Annotated in this window: 22 protein-coding genes; 12 read left to right on the top strand and 10 right to left on the bottom strand. The window is 71.2% G+C overall.

Features of this window, described 5'->3' with window-relative positions:
• Window positions 1–12: 12 nt before the first annotated feature.
• Genes LWJ43_RS06815 through gmd form a run of 5 tightly spaced genes read right to left on the bottom strand, consistent with a single transcriptional unit; the run spans window position 13 to window position 5,234 of the window.
• Complete coding sequence (locus tag LWJ43_RS06815; protein WP_277331389.1) at window positions 13–840, bottom strand: glycosyltransferase family 2 protein; 828 nt, start codon at window positions 838–840, stop codon at window positions 13–15.
• Window positions 837–1,538: a hypothetical protein gene (locus tag LWJ43_RS06810; RefSeq protein ID WP_277331388.1), complete on the bottom strand. Its 702-nt coding sequence runs from the start codon at window positions 1,536–1,538 to the stop codon at window positions 837–839. Before LWJ43_RS06810 ends, LWJ43_RS06815 begins: the two co-directional genes overlap by 4 nt.
• Complete coding sequence (locus tag LWJ43_RS06805; RefSeq protein ID WP_277331387.1) at window positions 1,535–3,790, bottom strand: LamG domain-containing protein; 2,256 nt, start codon at window positions 3,788–3,790, stop codon at window positions 1,535–1,537. Before LWJ43_RS06805 ends, LWJ43_RS06810 begins: the two co-directional genes overlap by 4 nt.
• Window positions 3,787–4,224 carry a DNRLRE domain-containing protein gene (locus tag LWJ43_RS06800; protein WP_277331386.1) on the bottom strand — a complete coding sequence of 146 codons (438 nt, stop codon included), beginning with the start codon at window positions 4,222–4,224 and terminating at the stop codon, window positions 3,787–3,789. Before LWJ43_RS06800 ends, LWJ43_RS06805 begins: the two co-directional genes overlap by 4 nt.
• Window positions 4,221–5,234, bottom strand: coding sequence for a GDP-mannose 4,6-dehydratase (gmd, locus tag LWJ43_RS06795; RefSeq protein WP_277331385.1), 1,014 nt, complete (start codon window positions 5,232–5,234; stop codon window positions 4,221–4,223). The genes LWJ43_RS06800 and gmd overlap by 4 nt, the downstream gene beginning before the upstream one ends.
• Window positions 5,235–5,349: 115 nt before the next feature.
• On the opposite strand from gmd, the gene LWJ43_RS06790 reads away from it, so the two are divergent.
• Entirely contained in the window at window positions 5,350–6,333 is a 984-nt protein-coding gene (locus tag LWJ43_RS06790) for a GDP-L-fucose synthase family protein (RefSeq protein WP_277331384.1), read from the top strand.
• Between the two features lie 72 nt (window positions 6,334–6,405).
• On the opposite strand, the gene LWJ43_RS06785 is transcribed toward LWJ43_RS06790, so the two are convergent.
• Entirely contained in the window at window positions 6,406–7,953 is a 1,548-nt protein-coding gene (locus tag LWJ43_RS06785; protein ID WP_277331383.1) for a sugar transferase, read from the bottom strand.
• Window positions 7,954–8,155: 202 nt separating this feature from the next.
• Between LWJ43_RS06785 and LWJ43_RS06780 the strand changes: the two genes are divergently transcribed.
• A complete protein-coding gene (locus LWJ43_RS06780; RefSeq protein WP_277331382.1) occupies window positions 8,156–8,533 on the top strand; it encodes an ankyrin repeat domain-containing protein in 378 nt (125 codons plus the stop codon).
• A 124-nt stretch (window positions 8,534–8,657) separates the two neighbouring features.
• Here LWJ43_RS06780 and LWJ43_RS06775 read toward each other — a convergent pair whose 3' ends face one another.
• Together LWJ43_RS06775 and LWJ43_RS06770 are read right to left on the bottom strand one after the other, a co-directional pair.
• On the bottom strand, window positions 8,658–10,124 hold the full coding sequence (locus tag LWJ43_RS06775; protein WP_277335829.1) for a catalase: 1,467 nt from the start codon (window positions 10,122–10,124) through the stop codon (window positions 8,658–8,660).
• Window positions 10,117–10,596, bottom strand: a complete 480-nt coding sequence (locus LWJ43_RS06770; protein ID WP_277331381.1) for a Fur family transcriptional regulator — start codon at window positions 10,594–10,596, stop codon at window positions 10,117–10,119. Before LWJ43_RS06770 ends, LWJ43_RS06775 begins: the two co-directional genes overlap by 8 nt.
• Before the next feature lie 132 nt (window positions 10,597–10,728).
• On the opposite strand from LWJ43_RS06770, the gene LWJ43_RS06765 reads away from it, so the two are divergent.
• The 8 genes from LWJ43_RS06765 (at window position 10,729) to LWJ43_RS06730 (ending at window position 20,923) form a co-directional block, all read left to right on the top strand.
• Complete coding sequence (locus LWJ43_RS06765) at window positions 10,729–12,216, top strand: AlkA N-terminal domain-containing protein (RefSeq protein WP_277331380.1); 1,488 nt, start codon at window positions 10,729–10,731, stop codon at window positions 12,214–12,216.
• 79 nt (window positions 12,217–12,295) lie between these two features.
• Entirely contained in the window at window positions 12,296–12,805 is a 510-nt protein-coding gene (locus tag LWJ43_RS06760; protein ID WP_277331379.1) for a methylated-DNA--[protein]-cysteine S-methyltransferase, read from the top strand.
• Window positions 12,806–12,816: 11 nt separating this feature from the next.
• On the top strand, window positions 12,817–13,485 hold the full coding sequence (locus tag LWJ43_RS06755; RefSeq protein ID WP_277331378.1) for an alpha-ketoglutarate-dependent dioxygenase AlkB family protein: 669 nt from the start codon (window positions 12,817–12,819) through the stop codon (window positions 13,483–13,485).
• 123 nt (window positions 13,486–13,608) lie between these two features.
• Entirely contained in the window at window positions 13,609–14,127 is a 519-nt protein-coding gene (locus LWJ43_RS06750) for a hypothetical protein (RefSeq protein WP_277331377.1), read from the top strand.
• Window positions 14,127–15,515 (top strand): hypothetical protein, encoded by a 1,389-nt coding sequence (locus LWJ43_RS06745; RefSeq protein WP_277331376.1) that lies wholly within the window; start codon window positions 14,127–14,129, stop codon window positions 15,513–15,515. Before LWJ43_RS06750 ends, LWJ43_RS06745 begins: the two co-directional genes overlap by 1 nt.
• Window positions 15,512–16,936 (top strand): vWA domain-containing protein, encoded by a 1,425-nt coding sequence (locus LWJ43_RS06740; protein ID WP_277331375.1) that lies wholly within the window; start codon window positions 15,512–15,514, stop codon window positions 16,934–16,936. The genes LWJ43_RS06745 and LWJ43_RS06740 overlap by 4 nt, the downstream gene beginning before the upstream one ends.
• An 82-nt stretch (window positions 16,937–17,018) precedes the next feature.
• Entirely contained in the window at window positions 17,019–18,131 is a 1,113-nt protein-coding gene (locus LWJ43_RS06735; protein ID WP_277331374.1) for an ATP-binding protein, read from the top strand.
• Window positions 18,128–20,923 (top strand): DUF5682 family protein, encoded by a 2,796-nt coding sequence (locus tag LWJ43_RS06730; RefSeq protein WP_277331373.1) that lies wholly within the window; start codon window positions 18,128–18,130, stop codon window positions 20,921–20,923. The genes LWJ43_RS06735 and LWJ43_RS06730 overlap by 4 nt, the downstream gene beginning before the upstream one ends.
• Window positions 20,924–21,028: 105 nt before the next feature.
• Here the strand turns inward: LWJ43_RS06730 and LWJ43_RS06725 are convergent, their stop codons facing one another.
• Together LWJ43_RS06725 and LWJ43_RS06720 are read right to left on the bottom strand one after the other, a co-directional pair.
• Complete coding sequence (locus tag LWJ43_RS06725) at window positions 21,029–21,499, bottom strand: DUF3291 domain-containing protein (protein WP_277331372.1); 471 nt, start codon at window positions 21,497–21,499, stop codon at window positions 21,029–21,031.
• Between the two features lie 48 nt (window positions 21,500–21,547).
• Entirely contained in the window at window positions 21,548–22,207 is a 660-nt protein-coding gene (locus LWJ43_RS06720) for a helix-turn-helix transcriptional regulator (protein WP_277331371.1), read from the bottom strand.
• Window positions 22,208–22,381: 174 nt separating this feature from the next.
• On the opposite strand from LWJ43_RS06720, the gene LWJ43_RS06715 reads away from it, so the two are divergent.
• Together LWJ43_RS06715 and LWJ43_RS06710 are read left to right on the top strand one after the other, a co-directional pair.
• The gene (locus tag LWJ43_RS06715) at window positions 22,382–23,005 is read left to right on the top strand and encodes a DUF6058 family natural product biosynthesis protein (protein WP_277331370.1); all 624 of its coding nucleotides are present in this window, start codon (window positions 22,382–22,384) and stop codon (window positions 23,003–23,005) included.
• A gap of 926 nt (window positions 23,006–23,931) precedes the next feature.
• Window positions 23,932–24,174 (top strand): MbtH family protein, encoded by a 243-nt coding sequence (locus tag LWJ43_RS06710; protein ID WP_277331369.1) that lies wholly within the window; start codon window positions 23,932–23,934, stop codon window positions 24,172–24,174.
• Window positions 24,175–24,447: the final 273 nt, after the last annotated feature.

Below are 24,447 nucleotides of genomic sequence, written 5' to 3'. Positions count from 1 at the left end.
GAGCTCGCCCCATCAACGTACGGGGTTCTCGCGGGACTTGAGAGCGATCTGCCAGCGGTAGAAGCTCATCGCGAGGGCGAAGTCCAGGCCCGCACGCCCGTCGAGGAATCCCTTCCGGTAGACGTACATGTAGGCGAAGGACACCAGCGGCTTGAACGGCGCCTTGTGGAAGAGCTGCCCCTGACGGGACTTCACCTTCCGCACCTGTTCCTTGACGTCGGGGTGGTGCTCCAGCCACGCCTCCCAGTCCGAGTAGCGGTTGTGCCGCTCGAACCAGGCGGTGACGGGATCCAGGTCCTGGTGCTCGATGGGGTTGCTCAGTGCCTCCGCCGTGGTGGCGACCGGCTGGTAGTGCCCCTCGACCTCACCGATGCCGGGGGCCGCGAGGTCCCCGACCTCCGGGTAGTAGCACCTGGTCCGGTCGGTCAGGGACCGCTTGCGGATCGTGTAGCCGTGCCGGAGCCGCTTCCCCGAGAACCAGTAGCCCAGCGGTATGTCGTAGGCCGCCGGTTTCGGACCGTCCCTGTCGGCGAAGATCCTCCTCAGCTCCGCGAGCAGCCCGGGGCTGAGCCGTTCGTCACCGTCGAGCAGCAGGATCCAGTCCAGATCGGTACGGACGTTCTCCAGGCACCACTGCTTCTTGCGGGGATGCCCTCCGTCCCAGGTGTACGTGACCACCTCGGCCCCGCACTCCTCGGCGATCTTCGCCGTGTCGTCGGTGCTGTGGGAGTCCACCACGACGACCGCCTCGAAATGGCCCAGGACCGACTTCACCGCTTCGGCGATGTTCAGTCCCTCGTTCTTCGTGGGGATCGCGACGGCGATGGGCAGCTTGCTCATCTGTTCTCTCCTCTGGGCAACCAGGCGTAGCAGCCTGTGGAGGTGAAGGTGCGGGCGGATTCCGGGACGGTGATCTCCACCTGCTTCCCGCCGGCGGAGGAACCGGAATCCAGCTCCTTGCCGCCGGCCCCGGTCAGTTGCCAACTGCACGCGGTGGTGGGGGAGGCTGCCCTGTACCGTCCCGGCCGGACCTTCGCCCCTTCGTAGGTGCCGTCGGCGTAACCGAGGGCGGCCTCGTCCACCAGGTCCTGGTGCCGGGGGCAGAGATGGGCGACGGCCGGCTTCGCGTCCGCGACCTCGCCGGAGACGATCGCGCCGACGGCGATGTCCCGGTCGGCCTTGACCAGATAACGGAGCCTGTCACAGGTCTCCTGCCCCGTCTGGAGCACCGCGGCGGGGTCCATCCCCTTGGGCACGCGGTCGGTCAGGTACTCCTTCTGCTTCTCGGTGAAGGAACCCGCGGCCGGGGTGATGTCCCTGGCGGGCGCCTTCGGAACCTCGCCGGACTTCTGGGGCTTCGGTGCCGTCGTACCGGCCGCCGGTCCGGCCACGGAGGGTGTGGCGGGGGCCGCGGCGGACGGCTTGCCGCCCGCCGCGGCCCCCATGCCCCCGTCGCCGGGCCCGTCGGACGATCCGCAGGCGGCCAGCACCGCCGTCGCGAGGGCGACGGCGGCACCGGCCAGGAACGGGTATCTCACTCACTCGTCCTCAGGGCGTAGTGCGCGCTGACCTGGGAAGCGCTCAGCGCGGTCGGGTACACGGCCGTCTCGTCGATCTGGCCGGCGAAGAAGTTGCTGGTCGGGCGGTTCGGCCAGTTGGCCAGGTTGTCGCCGCCGACCCGCCAGTACCCCGGGTAGTTCTCGTTGCCGGAGTAGAGGAAGTTGGACGCCCGCAGCTGCCCGTCCACGTAGAGCGCCATGCCGCCGGTGCCCTGCGTGGCGACGACGTGGTGCCAGTTGCCGTCGTTGTAGGCCCCCGTCGTCGTGACGGTGCGGTAGCCACCGCTGTAGACGCCGAAGACGAGGCGCCCGTTGTTGGCCATGTAGACCTGCTTGTCGTAGCGGCTGCTGTTCTGCATGGTCAGGTTGCCGTAGCCGATGACCTTGCCGCCACGGGTGGTGGTGGTCTTGATCCAGGTCTCCACGGAGAAACGGGTGGGCGCCGTGTGCAGCTTGTTGCTGTACGCGTATTCGGAGGCCCCGTCGAAGCCGATGGCGGTCGAATCGCCCGCGATCGCGGCCGGCGTCTGCCGGTAGGACGGCCCGTTGCGCAGGAAGCCGTTGTCCAGCTGGCCGGTGGTGTCCGCCGCGAAGGTCGAGGTGCCCTCGTCGTAACGCCAGTAGAGGGAGGCGCCGTCGGACAGCACCCGTGCCGGATAGGGCTGGGTGGAGGCCGCCACGGTCGCCGACTGCGCGGTGGACTTGGCGCTGGTGTTGGTGCCGTCGCTCGCGGTGACGCGGTACGAGTGCGTCTCACCCACCGCCACGTCGGTGTCCGTCCACTTCAGCTGCGGACGGTTCCAGAAGAGCGAGTAGCCCGTGACGGTGTGCACGGGAGTGCTCGCACCGTCCTTGTAGACCCGGTAGGTCAGCTCGCCGTCGTCGGAGTCGAAGCTGGTCTGCCACTGGACGTCGATCCGTCCCGGGGCGACCGTGGAGAGACTGACGTTGGGCACCCAGGGCGTCCCCGTGTCCGGGCCGTCGGCGAACCGGGTCAGCCCTTGCTGGCCGGAGCCGTTGACGGTGGTGAACTCACCGCCCACCCAAAGGTAGTGGCGGCCGCCCTTGTCGGTCTGCGTCATGACCCGCGGCCCGACGGGCTCACCGATGCCGTCGTTCGTGTCCGGGAACCAGGGCAGGAGCGTCGGGTCGTCCACCGACTGTGCCAGCAGGTGCCTGCGTGGCTGGTCCGGGAAGCCGCCCATGCTGGCGCAGTCGTGGGCGTGGCTCCCGCTGTACAGCACGCCCGAGTGGACCAGCACGGCCTGGGTGGCGCCCAGGCAGGTGTCCCGCCAGCGCTGCTGGTAGTCGTCGAGGTCGATGGCGATCCGGCCGTCGAAGACCCCGCCGCCGGTGCCCTCGTTGGCGGTGTACAGCCCGGTCGCGTCCGTCGTGAGGTCCTGCACCGTCGAGGTGTTGGGGATGAAGCCCGGGTAGCTCTTGGTGAGCGCGCCCGTGGTGGCGTCGACCACCGCCAGGGCGTGCGAGGTGGTGCCGTTCACAGTGAAGAAGTCACCGCCGAGCGCCACGTGCTGACCGTCCGGGGTCACCTGGACCGCCCTGGCCACCTCGTCCGCGTTCGCGGTCCACGGCAGCAGACCGGCGGCCGTGGTGACCGCGGCGAACTTGTTACGGGTCTGGCCGCCCACGCTGTTGAAGTCGCCGGCCAGGTAGACGGTGTCCGCCGTGACGTCCAGGGCCCGGACCGTCGCCGAGACGGCGATCTTGAAGTCCTGGCGCGGCGTGCAGGTCGCCGTGTCGACGGCCACGATGTTGCTGACGCCCACCCCGTTCACCGCGCCGAACTGTCCGCCGGCGTAGAGGGTCCCGCCGTCCGGGGAGAGCGCGAGAGCCCGTACGGTCGCGCTCCCCGAGGACAGCGTGAACGACAGGCTGCACCCCGTCGGCGCTCCCGTCGCCGCGTCGAAGGCCGCGAAGTTGACCGCGGGTTCCTCCGAGGTGCCCGCCGCCGCATCGGGCGGCCGGACGGTGGAGAAGGTGCCGCCGGCGTAGACGACCCCGTCAGTCGCGGCCATCGACCACACGATGCCGTTGGTCTGCCAGGTGGTGAGGTCGTCCGCCGTGATGGACACCGGCGGTGTGAGCGCCGCCGCCGGGGAGGCCCCGGCCGCTGTCGCGGTCAGGGCTCCGGCGAACAGGCAGAGCGCGGCGGACGCGGCCCGTACACGGCCGCTCCCCCCAGGTCTCCGCCCCGTGCTTCCGTTCATCATTCATCTCCGAAGGTGAGAACGAGCTGCGGCCGGTGGGCCGCGGTTGCCTCGCTCGACCAGATGCGGAGACTGTCCGTCCCGCTGCTGGTCAGGGCGAGTGAGGTGACGGAGCCGAGAGCCCCGTCCAGAGCCGTCGCGTCGAGCTCCGCCGAGTGGTCGGTGGAGACCGCGGACGCGCCGGTGATGGTCCCCGGCACGGACGTGGAGAGCGTCGGCCGGGTGCTGTGGGTGACCGCCGACTCGGTCCACGCGCCGGTGACCGGCACGATGCTGTGGCTGTCGGCCGAACCCGCCGTCGAGTCCGACGAGGTACGGAAGGTGAGCCGCGCGCTCCTGAGCACCTGGCCCGCCGGAGCGGACGGCAGCGTGAGCAGCGGACAGCTCCGGTGGGCCGATGCGAAGACGCCGGCCCGGGTACGTCCGGCCTTTTTCACCGGTCCACCCGGACCGCGGACCCCGTGAGCTGGTCGCTCAGCAGCCGGATGTCGGCGTCCACCATGATCTGTGCGAGCTCGCGCGACTTCACCTCCGGCTTCCAGCCCAGGAGTTCCTCCGCCTTGGACGCGTCACCGATCAGCGCGTCGACCTCGCTGGGGCGTTCGTACTTGGGGTCGTAGCGCACGTGCTCCGCCCAGTCGAGGCCCGCGTGCTCGAAGGCGTACTCCAGGAACCGCCTCACACTGACCCCCTCGCCGGTGGCCACCACGTAGTCGTCGGGGGTGTCGCACTGGAGCATCCGCCACATCGCCTCCACGTATTCGGGGGCGTACCCCCAGTCGCGTACGGCGTCGAGGTTGCCCAGATGCAACCGGTCCTGCAGACCCGCCTTGATCCTGGCCACCCCGCGGGTGATCTTGCGGGTCACGAAGGTCTCGCCGCGGCGCGGGGACTCGTGGTTGAACAGGATCCCGTTGGTGGCGAACATCCCGTACGCCTCACGGTAGTTGACCGTCGCCCAGTACGAGTAGACCTTGGCCACGCTGTACGGGCTGCGCGGGTGGAACGGGGTCTTCTCGTTCTGCGGGGGCGGGCTCGCGCCGAACATCTCGGACGAGGACGCCTGATAGACCCGGGTCTCGATGCCGCTCGCCCGGACAGCCTCCAGCAGCCGCACGGTGCCCAGGCCGGTGACGTCACCGGTGTACAGCGGCGCGTCGAAGGACACCCTGACGTGCGACTGGGCACCCAGGTTGTAGACCTCGTCGGGCTGGATGTCCCGCAGCAGGTTCACCAGCGCGACGCCGTCGGAGAGGTCGGCGTGATGGAGCACGAAGGAACGATTCGCTTCCTCGGGGCCCTGGTAGATGTGGTCGATCCGCTCCGTGTTGAAGCTCGACGAACGCCGTATCAGGCCGTGGACCGTGTACCCCTTCTCGAGCAGCAGCTCCGACAGGTACGAACCGTCCTGTCCGGTCACACCGGTGATGAGTGCGGTCTTTGCCATGACTCCCCCCTTCTGTCGTCGCCCTTGGGGCGGTTTGTGTCACCGAAATCACTGGATTTGAGCGGAATGCGGCAAAGCGTCACCCGGCTGTCGCGCTGCTGGCACAATCCGAGCCATGACGACTGAAACCCCTGGCCCGGCCCAGGAATCCACCCGCCCCCTGCTGCACCCGGGCGCCCGCATATTCGTCGCGGGCCACCGCGGCCTCGTCGGATCGGCGCTGGTGCGCCGCCTCACCGCCGACGGCCACGAGGTGATCACCCGCGGCCGGGACGAACTCGATCTGCGCGAGGCCGCGCCGACCGAGGCCTTCCTGCGCGAGACCCGCCCGGACGCGGTGGTGCTGGCGGCCGCCAAGGTGGGCGGGATCATGGCCAACAGCACCCGGCCGGTGCAGTTCCTGGAGGACAACCTCCGGATCCAGCTCGCCGTGGTCGCGGGCGCCCACGCGGCCGGCGTCCGGCGCCTGCTCCTCCTCGGCTCGTCGTGCATCTACCCCAAGCACGCCCCCCAGCCGATCCCCGAGAGCGCCCTGCTCACCGGCCCACTCGAACCCACCAACGAGGCGTACGCGCTGGCCAAGATCGCCGGAATCGTGCAGGTCCAGTCCTACCGCCGGCAGTACGGCGCCTCGTACATCAGCGCCATGCCCACCAATCTCTACGGCCCCGGGGACAACTTCGACCTGGAGACCTCGCACGTGCTGCCCGCCCTGATCCGCCGCTTCCACGAGGCGAAGCGGGACGGCGCCGACGAGGTCACCCTGTGGGGTTCCGGAAGCCCCCGGCGCGAGTTCCTCCACGTCGACGACCTGGCCGCCGCGTGCGTGCGGCTGCTGGAGGTGTACGACGACGCCGAACCGGTCAACGTCGGCTGCGGCGAGGACCTCGCCATCAGCGAACTGGCGGACACCGTCGCCGATGTGACGGAATACCAGGGACGTATCGTCTGGGACACCTCGAAGCCCGACGGCACCCCGCGCAAGCTCCTCGACGTGTCCCGGCTCTCCTCCCTCGGCTTCAAGCCGCAGATTCCGCTGCGGGACGGCATCGCCCGCACCTACGCCTGGTGGCTCGGCCGTCAGACCCCTCAGGGCTGACGGTCCGGCCGGACGGCCGCGGTCCGTCCTGATCCCGTGCACGCGGCCCCCCTCGTGACCCCCCACCACGTCTCAGTACGCTCCCCGGCCGTCGGTGACGGCGCGTACCGTCCGGGCGAGGAGCCCCATGTCCGTCGCCACCGACCAGTTGTCGACGTACCAGAGGTCCAGCGAGACCGTCTCCTGCCAGGACAGGTCCGACCGTCCGCTGACCTGCCACAGGCCGGTCAGTCCCGGCCGCACGGCCAGCCGCCGCAGCTCACGCTCGTCGTAGCGCGACACCTCCTCCGGCAGCGGCGGCCGGGGGCCTACCAGGGACATGTCACCCCGCAGCACGTTGAGGAGCTGCGGGAGCTCGTCCACCGACGTCCGGCGAAGAGCCTGGCCGATCCGGGTCACCCGTGGATCGCGACGCATCTTGAACATCGGCCCCCCGCTCTCGTTCGCTGCCGAGAGCTGCTCCCTGCGGGCCTCCGCGTCCGCCACCATCGTGCGGAACTTCCACATGGTGAAGGGCCTGTTGTGACGGCCGTGACGGGTCTGGCGATGGAAGACGGGACCGGGCGACGAGAGCCGCACCGCCAGCGCCACCCCGCAGAACAGCGGGGCGAGCGCCAGGAGGCCGAGTGCGGCGCCGGCCCGGTCCACCACCGCCTTGAGCACGGCCTGCGGACCGTGCCGCAGCGGCGGCGCCACGTGCAGCAGCGTCAGTCCGGCCGCGGACGCGGGCCGCACGCGGGCGGCGGCGACCCCCGACAGCTCCGACAGCACGCAGAGGGCGAGGCCGCCGTCGTGCAGGCCCCACGCCAGCCGGCGCAGCCGGTCCTCGTCCAGTTGCGGCCCGGGCGCGACGAGGACCAGATCCGCGTCGTGGGCGAAGGCGCCGCCCAGCACCGTGGACACGTCGTCGTCGGCCGGTTCGGGTGCCAGCCGGCCCGGCACGGGCGTCCCGCAGTCCGGTGCCTCCGGGCCCACGGGGACCACCGCGACCGCCGTGTACGGATGCCCCTTGCGGGAGTTCAGCAGACTCACCGCCCGGTCCAGCCCTGCCGCCTCACCGACCACCAGGACCCGGCGCGCCCCCCGGCGCCCCGCCGTCCGCAGCCGGGCCACGGCCCCCACGAGGACGGTCAGTGCCAGACCCGGCACCAGCGCCGCGACGGCGGTCGCCGGGTCCACGCCCCCGCCCGTCACGGCCAGCAGCACGGCCAGCACCCCGGTCAGCGCGAGCCAGTCACCCAGGGGCGCGTAGGGGCCTCCGGTGGATTCCCCCGGAAGCGACCGCGCGTACCGTCCGCGTGCCCCGCGCACCCCGGCCCACACCAGCGCCACGGACGCCGCTGCGGCCTGTGGCCCCGGCTGGTCGCCGGTCCGCAGCACCAGCCAGGCGGGTACCCCCATACCCACCAGATCGGTCAGGACGAGTAAGGGCACACGCGGATCGTGCCTCTTTCTCGCCCGCGGTCTCTCCGCGTGGTCGCGCCCGACGGTCTTCGGGGCTCTCCACACGTGCCCGGGAGCCACCCCGCGGTTCCGGGAGGCGGCGGTACGCGGTCGTGGTGCCCCCGCCAGCCCGACCGGCCCGGATATATCCGATTCAGGTATTTCGACATGCCCCATGAACCCCCCAGCCACAGTTGCATCCCCACAAACGGGGCGCATCCGCCGATCCCATGGACAGACGGATGCGCCCTCGCTCGGTGCACGATATCCACACACGTGCCATTTCGCTGGAGTTCCCGTGAAGTTCAGACAGGACGGACGTGGTGATGCGTATCGCGCTGTCCGAAGGGTTTGAGGGGCGCTCGCCTAGAATGGCGGTATGGAACCGCTTTCCGAGGAACAGACCGGCCGGCTCGTCGTGATCGTGACGGACCTGGCCCGGCAGGGGCGCACGGACGAGCTCCTGGAGTTCTTCGACCACGGCCTGCCGGTCGACGTCCAGGACCGCGAGGGCAACACGGCGCTGATGCTCGCCGCGTACCACGGGCACACCGGGACGGTGCGCGCGCTGATCGGGCGCGGCGCCGACGTCGATCTGCGCAACGCCCGGGACCAGTCACCCGTGGCCGGAGCCCTGTTCAAGGGCGAGGACGCGATCGTGGAGGCGCTGGTCGCCGCGGGCGCCGACCTCGACGCGGGGACGCCCAGCGCGAGGGCGACGGCGCAGATGTTCGGGCGGACGGCCCTGCTCGGGTAGCCGTGCGCCGCCCGGTGCGCAGGGGCGGCGGGCGGTCCCCGCGCGGGAACGGCGGACGTGAAACGAGGGTCCCCGGGCGACGATCTCGCCCGGGGACCCTCGTGCGCTACGGCCGGAAACAGCCCTACTTGGCCGCCTGCAGGGCCTCGATCGCCTTGCGGACACCCTCGCCGTAGGCCGGGTCGGCCTGCGTGCAGTGGCCGATGTGGCGCTCGATGGTGGCCTGGGAGGCACCGTCGATGGCCCGTGCGGTGTTGCCGAACAGCGCGTCCTGCTCGTCCGGCGTCATCGCCCGGAAGAGGTTCCCCGGCTGCTCGAAGTAGTTGTCGTCGTCCTCGCGGTAGTCGAACCGGTCGGCCGCGGCACCGTCGAGCGCCAGGCCGGGCTCGGCGAACTGCGGCTGCTCCGCCCAGCGTCCGTAGCTGTTCGGGGTGTAGCCGGGCACGGCGCCCTGGTTGCCGTCCACGCGCAGCTGGCCGTCACGGTGGTAGGTGTTGACGTTCTTCGCGCCGCGCGGCTGGTTCACCGGGATCTGGTGGTGGTTGACGCCGACGCGGTAGCGGGCGGCGTCACCGTACGAGAACAGCCGGCCCTGCAGCATGCGGTCGGGCGAGGCGCCCACGCCGGGAACGAGGTTCGCCGGGGTGAAGGCGGCCTGCTCCACGTCGGCGAAGTAGTTCTCCGGGTTGCGGTTGAGCTCGAACTCGCCGACCTCGATGAGCGGGTAGTCCTTCTTGGACCAGACCTTGGTCAGGTCGAAGGGGTGGTAGCGGTACGTCGCCGCGTCCGCCTCCGGCATGACCTGGATGAAGAAGGTCCACTTCGGGTTGTCGCCGCGCTCGATGGCGTCGAACAGGTCCGCCTGCGAGGACTCGCGGTCGTCGGCGACGACCGCGGCTGCCTCGGCGTCCGTCAGGTTCTTGATGCCCTGCTGCGTACGGAAGTGGAACTTCACCCAGAAGCGCTCGTTGCTCCCGTTGACGAACGAGTAGGTGTGCGAACCGAACCCGTGCATGTGACGGTAGCCGTCGGGGATGCCGCGGTCCGACATCACGATGGTGATCTGGTGCAGGGCCTCGGGGAGGTTGGTCCAGAAGTCCCAGTTGTTCTCCGCCGAGCGCAGGTTGGTGCGCGGGTCGCGCTTCACGGCGCGGTTCAGGTCGGGGAAGTGGTGGGGGTCGCGGTGGAAGAACACCGGCGTGTTGTTGCCGACGACGTCCCAGTTGCCCTCCTCCGTGTAGAAGCGGAGGGCGAAACCGCGGATGTCGCGCTCGGCGTCGGCCGCGCCGCGCTCACCGGCCACGGTCGAGAAGCGGGCGAAGACCTCCGTCTCCTTGCCGACCTCGGAGAAGAGGGCGGCCCGGGAGTAGCGCGTGATGTCCTGCGTCACCCGGAACGTGCCGAAGGCGCCGGAGCCCTTGGCGTGCATACGACGCTCCGGGATGACCTCACGGCTGAAGTGGGCCAGCTTCTCCAGGAACCAGACGTCCTGGAGCAGCATCGGTCCGCGCGGACCGGCGGTGACGGCGTTCTCGTTGTTCGCGACCGGTGCGCCGGCGGCAGTGGTCAGCGGCTTCGTGTTGTCAGAAATTTTCCTGCTCCTCTTTGTGAAAACTTCGGTGCGCCGACTCCGGATCCCGACGGTCGCGTCCGGTCCGGCATCCGGGGCACAGGCCCCAGTACGTGACCTCGACGCGGTCGACGGTGAACCCGTGGTCCTGGGGCGCCTCGGGACGCGGAGCGCCCTGCGGGACATCGATGTCGGCGATCGTGCCGCACGAGCGGCAGACCACGTGCTGATGGTTGTCCCAGAACTGTCCCTCGTACCGTGCCGCGGAATTCGGCAGGTCGATCCGTCGGGCCAGTCCCGCGTCGACGAGCGTCTTGAGCACGTCGTAGACGGCTTGGGTGGAGACCGCGCCGATGCGTGTCCGCACCAGGGTGAGGAGGGTACTGGCATCGGAGTGCGGGGCCTCGTGGACCGCCGAGAGCACGGCGACCCTGGGGCGGGTCACTCGCAATGACGCTCCGCGAAGGAGTGTCCTGGCCTCGGTTTCGATCACATGCTCAGTCAACCACTTTTCTGGAATGATTCCAATCAAAGACACATAAGAGAACTGTGATCGATCAAACCTGCGAAACGTGCTGTCCGATACCCGCCAGCACCGGCGGGCGCGATACCGCACCCTGGAGGCATGACCAGCGACGACAGCAGGTACGAGGCGGTGACCAGCCGCGACGCCCGGTTCGACGGCGAGTTCTTCTTCGCCGTGTCCACGACCGGCATCTACTGCCGCCCGAGCTGCCCGGCCACCACTCCGAAGCGCCGGAACGTGACGTTCTTCCCCACCGCGGCCGCGGCCCAGGGCGGCGGATTCCGTGCCTGCAGGCGCTGCCGGCCCGACGCCGTACCCGGCTCCGCCGGCTGGAACGTCCGTGCCGACCTGGTGGGCCGGGCGATGAGGCTGATCGGGGACGGGGTCGTCGACCGGGAAGGCGTGGCCGGGCTCGCCGCGCGCCTCGGCTACAGCACCCGCCAGGTCCAGCGCCAGCTGAACGCCGAGGTCGGCGCCGGACCCATCGCGCTCGCCCGCGCCCAGCGGGCCCACACCGCGCGGGTCCTGCTGCAGACCACCACCCTGGGTGCCGCCGAGATCGCCTTCGCCGCCGGTTTCGCCAGCGTGCGGCAGTTCAACGACACGGTGCGGGAGATCTACGCCCTCACGCCCGGGGAGCTGCGCACCGCCCGCCCGGGCGGATCCGCCCGCCACGGCTCCGTCGGCACCGCAGCGGGCGGCGGGGGAGTGCCCCTGCGGCTCGCCCACAGGGGCCCGTACGCCGCCTGCGAGATCTTCGACCATCTCGCGGCGCGGGCCCTCACCGGCATCGAGGAGGTGGCGGGCGACAGGGGCGACCGCACCTACAGACGCACTCTGCGCCTGCCGAACGGCACCGGCATCGCCGAGGTCCGCGAGAGGACCGGCGACGGCTGGCTGGAGTGCCGGCTGCACCTCGGCGATCTGCGCGACCTGACGACCGCGACCCAGCGGATGCGCCGCCTCTTCGACCTGGACGCCGACCCGGACGCGGTCGCCGAGCGCCTCTGCGCGGACCCCGCACTCGCCCCGCTCCTCGCCCGTACACCGGGGCTGCGGGCACCCGGCGCCGCCGACGTCCACGAACTGGCCGTCCGGGCGGTCCTCGGCCAGCAGGTCTCCGTGGCCGCCGGACGCCGGCTCGGCAGCGCGCTGGTGGCGGCCCACGGCTCACCGCTCCAGGTTCCCAGCGGCGCCCTCACCCATACGTTCCCCGACCCCGGGGACCTCGCCGAGGCCGGCCTGGACGAGCTGGGCACGCCCGGCTCCCGGCGCGCCGCCCTGCGCACCGTCGCGGCCGCGCTGGCCGACGGCACGATCGGCCTGGACCCCGGCGCCGACCGGGACCAGGCCGAGCAGGACCTCCTCGCGCTGCCCGGCGTCGGCCCCTGGACCGCCGGCTACATCCGCATGCGGGCGCTCGGAGATCCCGACGTGCTGCTGACCGGTGACGCGGCCGTCCGGACGGGGATGCGGCAGACGGGGGCGGAGGCCGCGGAGACCGGGGCCTGGCGCCCCTGGCGCACGTACGCCGTGCACCACCTCTGGAACGCCGCCGCGGTCCGGCGCCGCCTCGCGGCGGCGTGAGTCCGGATCCCGCCGGCCGCACCGCCCGGAACCCCGCACCCTTGACGTGTACGACGACGAATCCGGAAGGACCCCGACCATGACGCTCTACACCACGACCGACAGCCCGCTCGGCGAGCTGCTGCTGGTGGGCGAGGAGTCGGCCACCGCCCGCGGCGGCACCGCGCTCGCCTCGCTCTCCGTGCCCGGCCAGAAGGGCGGCGCCACGGTCCAGGACGCGTGGACGCGGGACGACGCGGCCTTCGCCACGATCGCCGCCGAACTGCGCGCGTACTTCGAGGGCGGCCGGACCGGCTTCGGCATCGAATACGCGGCCGGCCGGGGCACCGACTTCCAACGGCGCGTGTGGCAGGCCCTGGACGCCATTCCGTACGGCAGCACGCTCAGCTACGGCGAGATCGCCGCACGGATCGGAGCCTCGCGCATGGCCGTGCGGTCGGTCGGCACGGCCATCGGCGCCAACCCGCTCCTGGTGGTACGCCCCTGCCACCGCGTGATCGGCGCGAGCGGCGCCCTGACCGGCTATGCGGGCGGGCTGGAGCGCAAGCGGCTGCTGCTCGACCTGGAGAACGGCCACCGAGCGGCCTGAGAGGAACCACCGTGAACGCCCTGATCCCCCGCCCCGCCAGGGAGGTCGCACCGGGCGCCTGGCACGTGCCGGACTGGCTGACCCCGGCGCAGCAGCGCGAGTTGGTGACGGCCTGCCGAACCTGGGCCACCGGCCCCGTCCCCATCCGCCACACGCGGCTGCCGCGCGGTGGCGTCATGTCCGTGCGGACCGTCTGCGTCGGCTGGCACTGGCAGCCGTACAGGTACACCCGCACGGCGGACGACGTGAACGGCCGGCGGGTCGCGGAGTTCCCGGACCGGATGGTCCGGCTGGGCCGTCGCGCCGTCCTCGCGGCGTACGGCGACGAGGCCGCCGCGCAGGACTACACCCCGGACGCCGCGCTGATCAACTTCTACGACGGCCGGGCCAGGATGGGCATGCACCAGGACAAGGACGAGCGGTCGTCCGCCCCGGTGGTCTCCCTGTCCATCGGCGACACCTGCGTCTTCCGCGTCGGGAACACCGAGACCCGCACCAAGCCGTACACGGACGTCGAACTCCGCTCGGGCGACCTGTTCGTCCTCGGCGGCCCCTCACGCTTCGCCTACCACGGGGTGCCGAAGGTCCACGAGGGCACCGGTGACCCGGACACAGGGCTCACCTCGGGACGGCTCAACATCACCATGCGGGTCACGGGGCTGGACCGGCCCGGGGAGTGACGGGGCGTCCGCTGCTCCCCGGCCCCGGCGCGCACTCCCGCCTGCGGCGACCGCGTTGTCAGTGGGCGCGAGTAGGTTCAGTCGTGTTCCGCCGGTCCGGCGAAAACGACCCCTTAGTTGTGCATGGGAGATGGCGTGTTGTCCGATTGGGAGAGGTCGAGCACGGCACGGGTGATACCACCCGCGCGGCCGCGCAAGCTCGCCAAGGTTCCGTTCGTCGAGCTGGCCGACGGACGCCTGCAGGGTGTGGTGTCCAGCGGATCGGACATCGGGCGGGTCTACGTCTCGTCCGTCGCCACCGGGTCCTACGCCTTCGCGTGCAGCACCAACAACAACCGGCCCTGCGGCGGTGCGCGCGGGTCCTTCTGCAACCACATCGGCGCCCTCATCAACGAGGCGGTCCTGCAGTACGGCGCCGAGCGCGTGGTCCGCTATCTGAAGGCCGAGGTCCCGGAGGGGGAGGTGGACGGCGCCGTGCTCGCCTCCGCCCTGCGCAACACCCGCCCGGAGATGGACACCACGAAGGCCGCCGCATCCGTCTTCAGCCGCTTCCTGCGTCACCTCACCTACCTCGAACACGCCCCGGCCACACTGCCGTTGCCCGAGATGCAGTTCTTCCCGCCGACCAGGGCGGTGGCGTGATGCGCGCCGACCTGCTCGCCGGGCCCGTCGACGGCCTGGACGAAGCGCTGGAGGCCGTCGACGCCTTCGACCGGGCGCTCGTCACCGGCCTGCTCCGCCCCCAGCCCGCGGACTCCGGACCCGCACGCCTCGCCGACGCCGTCGTGGGGACGCCCCTGGCGGCCCGGGTCGCCGAGGCGGCCGCGAAGGCCGCGGCCGGTGCGGCGGGTGAGGACCACTTCCTGGCCCTGGCAGGTGCCCGCACCGCGCTTCTCGGTTCGGTCCACGACGCGTTGCTGGAGCGTGTGGAAGAAGCGGCCGGCCGTTCGCGCGGCGCCGGGACCACACCTGCGGCCGGAGCGGGGCAGGCACAGAACGTCCTGGCCGCCGCCCGGGCCTGGCTCTCCGACCTGGCGCGCTGTGGATGGCAGGGACTCGACCACGAGGTGGTGTCCGGGGCGGCCGAGGTCGTCTCCGCGATGCTGCCCGACCCGTCCCTGCGCCGCCTCGCGACCCTCCTCGACGGCTTCGCCGCCGAACTCGCAGCGTCCTGCCCCGGAGCCTCGGCGGAGCGCTTCCCGGTGCGCCGCTGGGCCGACCTCTGGTCGCGGGGGATGCTCCTGACGGTGCCCGGCGCGGCTGCCGCGCCCGTCACGGGGACCGCCGACGGACGCCTGCTGCCCCTCGGCATCGACGTGCAGGAGCACGCGACCGCCGCACAGGCGCAGGTGCACGCGGTGTTCGAACCCGTCGACGGCTCCGGACCCCGGCTGGTGCGCGCCAGCGTGTCGGTGCCGAAGCCCGACACGGTCGTCGGAGCCGGGATCTGGCAGCTGCTCCGCCCGCACATGTCGCTCCTCGCGGCAGTCGGCGAGGGCCGCTCGATGGACCTCACGGGTATGCCGGTCACCACCGAGGGCGATCTCGTCTGGAGCGACGAGCACGCCCGCGCGGGTGAGCCGGCCGAGGCGTTCGCCACCGCCCGCGTGGCCCTGCCCACCGCGGTCGCCCACGTGACCGCACCCCTGGACCGGCATCCCGCACGCCTCGCCGTCCCCGTGTTCCTGGAGGGCTACACCGCTCGGACGGATGACGACGGCGTACTGACCTTCACCGTCGCCGGCCTCGACATGCTCGTCGACACCGACCGCGTCCCGGCCGCCGGGCCTCTCACCCCCGAGGCCGTCGCCAGGTCCGGGGCGTGCATCGCGCTCATCCGCTGGGACGCCGGGACGTTCCACGTGCAGCCGCTCGCCGTCGAGACCACGGTGCGCAGGAAGGTCACCTCGGTGCACGCGGGGGCGTGGGCCGGAGGGACGACGGACAAGGCCGGGGTCAGGGCGGAGAAGGCCGCGACCGACGCCGCGAAGGTGCTGGGCGAGCGCGCGGGAAGGCTGTTGCGGAAATGACCGGACAGCAGAGCCCCGGGACGGCCGGGGGACCCTCGTACGAAAACCGCCGCCAGGTCATGTACTGGCGCCTCCTCGCCCGCCTCTTCGACCACGAGGAGCAGGCCGCCCTGGAGTCGGCGAGCCTCGCCGTGGTGGAGGACATCGGGCTGCCGGCGAAGCTGCTGGACCCGCAGGCGTCTGTCGACTCCGTGGTGCAGCGCCACCCCGATCTGGCCGCCGAGTTCGACGGACTGATGGTGCCGGACGAGGACGCCGGCGGTGAAGGGACGGACGACGACGCCCGCGACCGGGCCGCCGAGGTGCGCCGCGCCGCGCTCGTGTCGAAGGTGCTGCTGAACGTCTTCCACTCACCGCCCGGCACCGTCACCGCCGGCCAGCTGTCCCGGTGGCAGTCCGACGCCGGATGGCTGGAGCGCGCGTTCGGCTGCGGGCCCGGGGAGCTGCGGGGCGGCCGCGCCGGAGGGCCGGGAGCCGGCCCGACCGGCACGGGCGGCGGAGGCCGGACACCCGACCTCAGCCGGCTCATCCCCGAGATCGGTCCGGCGCTCGGCTCCATCGAGGCCGGGCTCGTCAAACGGATGCGCCTGCGCGAGGTGCTCGCCGACCCCCAGCTCGCCGGGCAGCTGACGCCGAGCATGTCGCTCATCGAGCAACTGCTGCGCGACAAGGACAACTTGTCCGGTGTGGCCCTGGCCAACGCCAAGGCGCTGATCCGCCGCTTCGTCGACGAGGTCGCGGAGGTGCTGCGTACGCAGGTGGAGAAGTCGACCGTCGGCGCCCTGGACCGTTCGGTCCCGCCCAAGCGGGTGTTCCGCAACCTGGACCTCGACCGCACGATCTGGAAGAACCTCACCAACTGGGACCCCGAGGAGGAACGGCTCTACGTCGACCGCCTCTTCTACCGCCACACCGCGCGGAAGACGACACCCCAGCGGCTCATCGTCGTCGTGGACCAGTCGGGCTCGATGGTGGACTCGATGGTCAACTGCACCATCCTCGCCTCGATCTTCGCCGGCCTGCCCAAGGTGGACGTCCACCTCATCGCGTACGACACCCAGGCGCTCGACCTCACCCCATGGGTGCACGACCCGTTCGAGACCCTGCTGCGCACCAACCTCGGGGGCGGCACCGACGGCACGGTCGCCATGGCGCTGGCACAGCCGAAGATCGCCGAGCCCCGCAACACGGTCGTGGTGTGGATCTCGGACTTCTACGAATGGCAGACCGAGCCGCTGTTCGAGAGCATGGCGGCCATCCACCGCTCCGGCGCCAAGTTCATCCCGGTCGGCTCCGTGACCAGCTCCGGCCGCGCCAGCGTCAACCCGTGGTTCCGGGAGCGTTTCAAGGACCAGGGCACACCCGTGCTCTCCGGCCACATCCGCAAGCTCGTCCACGAGCTCAAGACCTTCCTCACCTAGGGCCGCCTCCCGGGGCCGAAGGCCCCGGAGAGCCCCCGCCCAGGTGCAGTCGAAACCGAACATCCCAGAAAGGCTCACAGACATGTCCGACCTGTTGCGCGCCCCTGCCGAGATCAAGTACGCCGAGGAGCTCGACTGGCTCGAGTCGGTCGACGACGGCCCCAAGCCGTTCTCCTGGCGGCTGTCGCCGAAGATGGTCCGCCTCTTCATCCTGGGCTCCGAGCGCGCGGACGGACTCGACCGGGAGATCCCCCAGAAGTGGTACGGCGACCGCAGCTTCGTCGAGCGCTCCATCGTCACGCTGGCCTCTGACCGGGGGCTGCTGCTCATCGGCGACCCGGGCACGGGCAAGAGCTGGCTGGCCGAGCTGCTGTCCGCAGCCATCTCCCGTAACTCCACCCTCGTGGTGCAGGGGACGGCCGGTACCACCGAGGACCACATCAAGTACTCCTGGAACGTGTCCATGGTGATCTCCAAGGGGCAGTCGCGGGAGTCGATGATCCCCTCGCCGATCATGACGGCCATGGAGTCCGGGGTGATCGGCCGCTTCGAGGAACTGACCCGCTCCACCAGCGACGTGCAGGACGCGCTGATCTCGATCCTGTCGGAGAAGTACATCTCCGTCCCCGAGATGGACAGCGACAACATCGTCTTCGCCAAGCCGGGCTTCTCCGTGATCGCCACGGCGAACAGCCGCGACCGCGGTGTCAACGACCTCTCCTCCGCGCTCAAGCGCCGCTTCAACTTCGTGCGCATCCCCGTGGTGACGAACAAGAAGAGCGAGGCGGAGATCGTCCGCTTCCGCACCGAGGAGCTCCTGAAGCGGCATCAGATCGAGCTGGACGTGCCGCCGACCCTGCTCGACGTGCTGCTGCAGAGCTTCGCGGACCTGCGGGCCTCCGCGGCCGCGGCCGGCAGCGACGACGAGAAGCTGGAGTCCGCGCTGTCGAGCGCCGAGCAGATCGGTGTGCTGGAGGACGCGATCCTGCACAGCAACTTCTTCGGCGAACGTGCGCTGACCGCCCGCACCCTTGCCTCCTCGCTCGTCGGCTCGCTGGCCCGGCGCGAGCCCGAGGACCTGGCCATCCTCAACAAGTATCTGCACGGTGTCGTCGAGCCGCGCAGCAAGGAGGAGGGAGGCTCCTGGCCGGAGTTCCTGGAGGGCGGCCGCGACGCGATCGCCACCCTGTCATGAGTGCCGTGGACGAGGGAACGCCCTTCGAGGCGTTGCGTAACCAACTCCAGGACGCCGCGACTGAGTTCGCCGACGGACCGGGCGCCCTGGAGGGCATCCTCCTCGGCATCGTCGACGACGTCGACCGTGCCGTGCGCGAGCCGCTGGAGATATTCCCCGTCTGCCACCACTCGCCCGCGTCCGCGGTCGCGATGGCACGCCGGCTGCGGGAGAAGCAGCCGAAGGTGGTCTACCTGGAGCTGTGCGAGGACATGGCGCCCCTCCTGCCGGAGCTCCGCAACTGCCGGCTGCCGGTGGCCGTCCAGGCGTTCGCGAGCGAGGTGAAGGGCTTCCCCGCGGAATGGGCGCCCCTGTCGGTCGTCGCCCCGGTCACCGAGGCGTCGGCCGAGTACCAGGCCATCGCCTACGCACTGGACACGCCGGGAGTCGAACTGGTCCTGGTCGACCGCTCCTCGGACCACGTGTTCCAGTGGCAGGCGGGCGGGAAGGAGCCGGCCGGACCGGACGACCTCCCCGCCGAGGAGGAGGCCGCACTGCACGGCGACGCCGTCGGTGTGGAGATCGGTGACCTGCGGCCCCGCTTCGCGGAACTGGAGGAGCACCTGCTGCACCACGGCCGCGTGCGGCACTGGTCGGAGTGGTGGCACCAGTACGTCGAGCTGCCGCTCGGTGACAGCGACCACGACACCTACCGTCAGGTCATGCTGCTGATCGGCAGCCTGTTCCGCCGCCTGGCCCCCGGGGACACGGACCGGGTGCGGGTGGACGAGGACCGCGAGCGCTACATGTGGACCCGGATGCGCGAGCACCTCGCCGCGACCGGGACCGACCCCGAGGACTGTCTCTACGTCTGCGGCGCGTTCCACGCGTCCAGCAGGGTCGAGGAGTTCGGCGTCCACGGCACCGACACCTTCGAGATCACCCCGCCCGGCGAGAGCACCTGGCAGCACGGCCTCATCCCGTCCAGCCACGCGGCGATCGAGGCCCAGTTCGGCCTGGCCGCCGGTTCCGTGTCGATCGCCGCCACCCAGTGGGCGAAGAACCTCAAGCGGACCCGGGTACAGCCCTTCCGGCTCGAGGGCCAGGCGGGGGCCAAGAAGGCGGCGAAGCCGAGGAAGGCCGCGGCTCCGGCCGGCCCAGTGACACCGGAGGCACCCACCGACAAGCTCTCCGGATTCCTGCAGAGTCCGCCGGCCCTCGACCGACTGGACCAGGCCGAACTGCTCGGCTGGTCCGTGGAGATCGTGCGCCTGGCCCGGCGCAACGGCTACCTCGCCTCGACCGCGGACGCCATCGCCGTGTTCGAGACGTCGATCCTGCTGGCCGGCATGCGGGACCGGGCCAGGCCCACCCCGTACGACTTCCAGGACGCGGCGGTCACCTGCATCGAGAAGGAGACGGTGCCGGGCAGGCGCGACGTCCGCCGACTCGTGGAGATCCTGATGGGCGGTGACCGCGTCGGCCAGGTCGGCTACGACGCGCTGCCGCCCCTGGCCCGTGACGTGCACGACCGGCTCGCGCCGCTGGACCTCAAGCTCCAGCAGCGCGGTGTGCAGCGCGCCCTCCTGGACATGACCTCGCGGCCGGAACTGCGCCGGTGCTCCGACGTGCTGTGGATGCTGCGCCACCTGATGCCGCACGGCGCCGCACGGCCGATCATGGGCGAGCGGGAGCTCGGCAAGCAGTCCGTCCAGGAGTCCTGGGACCTGGCGCTCGGCACCCACCAGCGCGCGCTCATCGAGCTCGGCTACGAGGGCGTCAGCATCGAGCAGGTCCTGGAGCAGCGCCTGCGCCGCGTCGCGTACGCCCCGAACGCCACCACGGCTCAGGTCCTCGCGGCCGTCGAGGACGCCGTGCTGCATCTGCGCGGCGACCGCCTCGCCGACGAGCTGGGCACCCACGCCCTCGACGTGCTCGCCACCGAGCGCAGCGTCGACGGGGCGCCGGAGGTCCTGCGCCGGGTGCGCCGGCTCCTCGCGTACTACCGGATCAGCCGGCCGGTACTGCCGACGTGGATCGAGTCCTTCGCCAAGACGGGGTACGCGCACTACTGCACGCTCCTGCCGACGGCGTTCACGGACGAGGACGCGACGGTGCGCCAGGTCGCCGCGATGCTCGGGTTCCTCTTCAGCATGGAGAGCCTGGCCCTGTCGCTCGGCTGCGACCGGACCCAGCTGGATCTGGCCTTCGCCCAGTCCCACCCGCAGGAGCCATCGAGGGTGGCGCTGCTGTGGTCGGCCCAGGTGCACCTGGGGCAGCTGTCCCGCGCCGAGCTGAGGGAGCGGTGCGACGGGCTGCTCGCCGACCCGCTGGTGGTCCCCGCCTACCCGCGCTACCTCAGCGGGTTCCTCCACGCCCTGGAACCGGTGCCCCAACTGGCCGACTTCGTCGTGGAGGCGGTCTCCAACGCGTTCGCGCGGCTGCCGGACCCGGTGCTGCTGCCCTGGCTGCCGAAGCTGATCACCACGCTGCGCTCCGAGGGCGCCGACCTGGCACCCCTGCTGATCCGCGAGGCCGGCCGCGTCTTCCCCGCCCGCCTCGAGGCCCTGGACGCCTGGGTCGCGCCGTGGCAGGCCGCCCCCGAGGCGCCGGCCGCGCCGACGGCAGTCGGCGGCGGTGCCCGGCGTGCCTCACTGCTCGTCGCCCACCCGGAGACGTGCGACAGCGTGGCGGAGCTGCTGGGCTGCGAGGGCGGCTGGGAGGAGGCGGCACCGGAGCCCTCGGGCGCGGTACTCGTCGGCCGTCACCCGGAGACCGCGGAGGCGGTGGAGCTGCTGCTGACGGGAGCCTGACGGGAGGCTCCGGCCGGCCCGCCCCGAGACTTCAGGCGAGAGCGCCGGGGGTCTCGGGGCCGTCGGCGTGGGAGCGGCCTCGAGGCGGCGGCGTCGGGAGGGGCCTCAGGGCGTGGGCGCGCCGGCCGGCGGCGGGTGCGGGGCCCGGAAGGTGAAGGCCCCGGGCCCCTCGCCCCTCTCCCGGATCAGGGCGACGCGCTCCATCGCCTCGGCGACGGTCGGGCGGTGGCCGGCGGGGACCCACCACAGCGCCAGGTGGAAGTCGGCGAGCCGCTCGAACCACTCACGGCGCCGGGCCAGCACCTTGAGGTGCTCACTGCGGTAGGTGAACTCCCGCAGGGCCTCGACCGATTCCCAGACGGAGCAGTTGATCAGCAGCAGTTCGTCGTCGTCCTCGGGACGCAACGACGTCGAGTCGGCCCCGTCGTCGTCGACGAGGCGCCAGACGAAGCCGGGAGCGTGGTCGGCCAGGGTGTTGATCTCGGGAAGCTGTGCGACGAAGTCGGCCAGTCGAGGACTGCCGAGCGGGGCGAGGATCCGCCCGACGTTGACCTGGGCAAGGTGGAAGTCGTTCACGGCGTCAGCATGCCCGGGTGAACCTTCTAAAGTCAACGAATTTTGTTTTTAGTTGTCGCCGGTCGCCTTCAGGGCTACGCAGCATCCCCGCGGAAGCGGATCCATCTCCGCGCTCCAGCCCTGATCGTCCGTCAGTCCCGCCAGCAGGCCCTCGATCCCGGCCAGGTTCATCCCGCAGACCAGGGCGGGGAACCGGTCGGCCAGCGCGTGGAACGGGCAGTTGTTGAGCCGCAGCGTCCCGCCGTCCCGGAACGGCTCGTAACCGCGCGCCCGAAGGACCTCGACCGGGTCGGTCGCGCCCGCGGCGGTCTCGCCCTCGGCCTCCCCGGCAGCCCTTGCCGCAGCCTGCAGCTCGGCGTCCAGCCCTGCCCGCTCCACCACCTCGGCGAGCAGTCGGCTCACCGTGTCGTAGGAGCGTGGAGGCACGGACACCGCCTGCTCGCCCTCGGCCCGCCGGTACATCTTCGCGGGGCGTCCGGCACCCGGACCGCTGCGCCCCGACAGCCGTCGGAAGGACACCTCGAGCAGTCCGGCGTCGACCAGCTTGTCCAGGTGGAAGGCGGCCAGCGAGCGCGAGATCCCGGCAGCCTCGGCCGCCGCGTCCCGTCCCACCTCGCCCGGTGTTCCGCTCACGTGCCGGTACAGTCCGCGCCGCACCGGGTCACCCAGCACGGCCAACGCCTCGAGGGCGGCATCGTCACTGCTCACGGGCGCAATTCTATGACCAACGACGATTGACGCGGATGACACCCGCCCAGCCGGGACGCCCCCGGCCCCCGCCGACACTTCGGCGGGGGCCGAACAACCGGACGGATAGCGTCCTGGACGCGTCCCGGGAGATGCCCGGGCGAGTGGTGCGACGGAAGCGATGAGGTGCGGTTCATGGAGTCCAGGACGGAGAGCGACCCGAAGCGGGAGCTCGCGGAGCGGTTCCGCGAGGTCAACGGTGACCATCCGATGACCGACGCCGACGACGCCTACGTCAGTGCGCAGTTCGTCGTCCTGGAAGATCTCTGTGCGGCCCGCGGCCGTGACGCCGACGAGGTCCGCCGGCTGATGCTGGGGCGACTCCTGCCGCTTCCGGGATACCTGCGCTCCGACGGCGCGGAGATGGTGCCGGCCGACCTCTTCGCCCTGAGCGACGAAGCCGGCGGCACGGACGGACTCGAAACCTGGTTCACCGCCCACTGGGCCGATCCCACCGTGGGCCGGGAGGAATGGCACGCGTACCTCGACGGACAGTACGTGTGCCTGCACTCGGTCAGCCCGGCCACCATCCTGCGCAAGGACGCCCTGACGGCCGCCATCACCGCCGCACCGGACGAGCGGGACGCCGGATCGCCGCGGTGGTCGGCACGCCTGCACCGGATGATCGACGAACTCGACGTGCTGGAGCCCGCGTTCACCGCATACGACCGGCTGCGCCTCGACGGCCCCACGTCACGGGACACGTGCATCGTCGCGATGCGGGCACGCTTCCCCCGGCAGGCAGTCCTCGAATCCTGACGAACGCGGTGCCTGCCCGCCTCCGCGGGAGCCGTCGGACTCCTGGAAGCTCGGCCGGTGCGGATGCGCCGGGTCGGCCGGGCGGGTGTGGACGCGCATCAGCCCCCGTCCGAGGTGGACACCGGCCGGGTCGGGGGCGCACCGGCCGTTCTTCCGTCCGACAGGAGGTGCCCCGTCCCCTTCTTGTGCGCGGCCGTGCACACCGGCCACGGCTCGTCGGCCGGCCACAGCAGGGGGCCGCCACCGAACTCTCCTGTGCCCTCGCGGTGCCGGGCCGGGGGTGCGGTCGTGTGGTCGTACGCCGATGGGCGGCCGGATCTGGAAGGCTCCCCCCATGCCCCGTACCACGCCGCGCGCGGCGGCGATGTCACCGGTGGAGGTGGCGCGTTCACGGTCCGGCCCTGAACCGGGCGGGCCGGTGGGCCGCTGTCCGGTTCGGCGGCCGCGCGGGGGCGCGTAACCGGCGCATGGGGGCTCGGCGGGATCTTCGCTCGTCACAGGAGTACGCGGGCGCACTACGGAGCGCTATCCGAAAACGCACGGTCCATATCAAGTGCTACCGGACTATAGGGACATCGTGGTGGCTGGAATTTTGCGTCAGTCGCCGGCCGGCATATTCCCCGGGCGGAATCGCCCGGCTGTGCCGCAGTGGGCGCTTGTAAGTAATCAGGCGAATACGCGCCGTTCGTGGCCCGGAATCCTCTAATGTGATCGGCGTGAACGGGCGACATCGGATTGGCGGTGGATCGGTCAAGGATCCGCCGGTGTGAACGGAGGCGTAACGTATCTCCGTTGCGAAGAGGTGAGACCTCGCCTCAGGGGTGTTGGGGGCTCGACGGTGTGTCACGCAAACGACCGACGCGATATGCCCGGATACAGCTGATGAACAAGTCACGGAGAACGTGAGAACAAGTGGGGGGACAGTCGTGACCAATCCTTTCGATGACGAGTCGGGACGATTCGTGGCGCTCGTGAACGACGAGGGGCAGTACTCGTTGTGGCCCGCGCACATCGACGTGCCTGGCGGCTGGCGCGCCGACGGACCGGAGGGGTCGCGCCAGGAATGTCTCGACGCGATCGAAGGTGCCTGGACCGATATGCGGCCCGCCGGCCTGGTGCGGGCGTCGGGTTCCGACGCCGGACGGGCCGGCGGCCGGGCTGCCGGGTAGCCCCAGGTAGGACCGTGTGCCGGTACTCCAGTCTGATCGATTTCGCTCTCGCTCGGGCGGAATCGATCAGATTTGATCGAGTCATCGCCGCGCTCTGCTCGTAAATGCTCATACCGCCTTCATGTGGCGTTCATAAAGCATCGATGGGCTGTTCGTGTGCGCCCGCGGTGAGTGAAGGCGACGCGATCCCCTGTGGGCGGTGAGCCCCCCTTGCGGGATCCCGGCCGCGCCCGGGGAAGCGGGTGCGGCGATGTTCCCTCTCCGATTGCGCCG

This window comes from Streptomyces sp. JH34, assembly GCF_029428875.1.
Lineage (GTDB): Bacteria > Actinomycetota > Actinomycetes > Streptomycetales > Streptomycetaceae > Streptomyces.
This window is presented reverse-complemented; position numbering and strand designations above follow the sequence as displayed.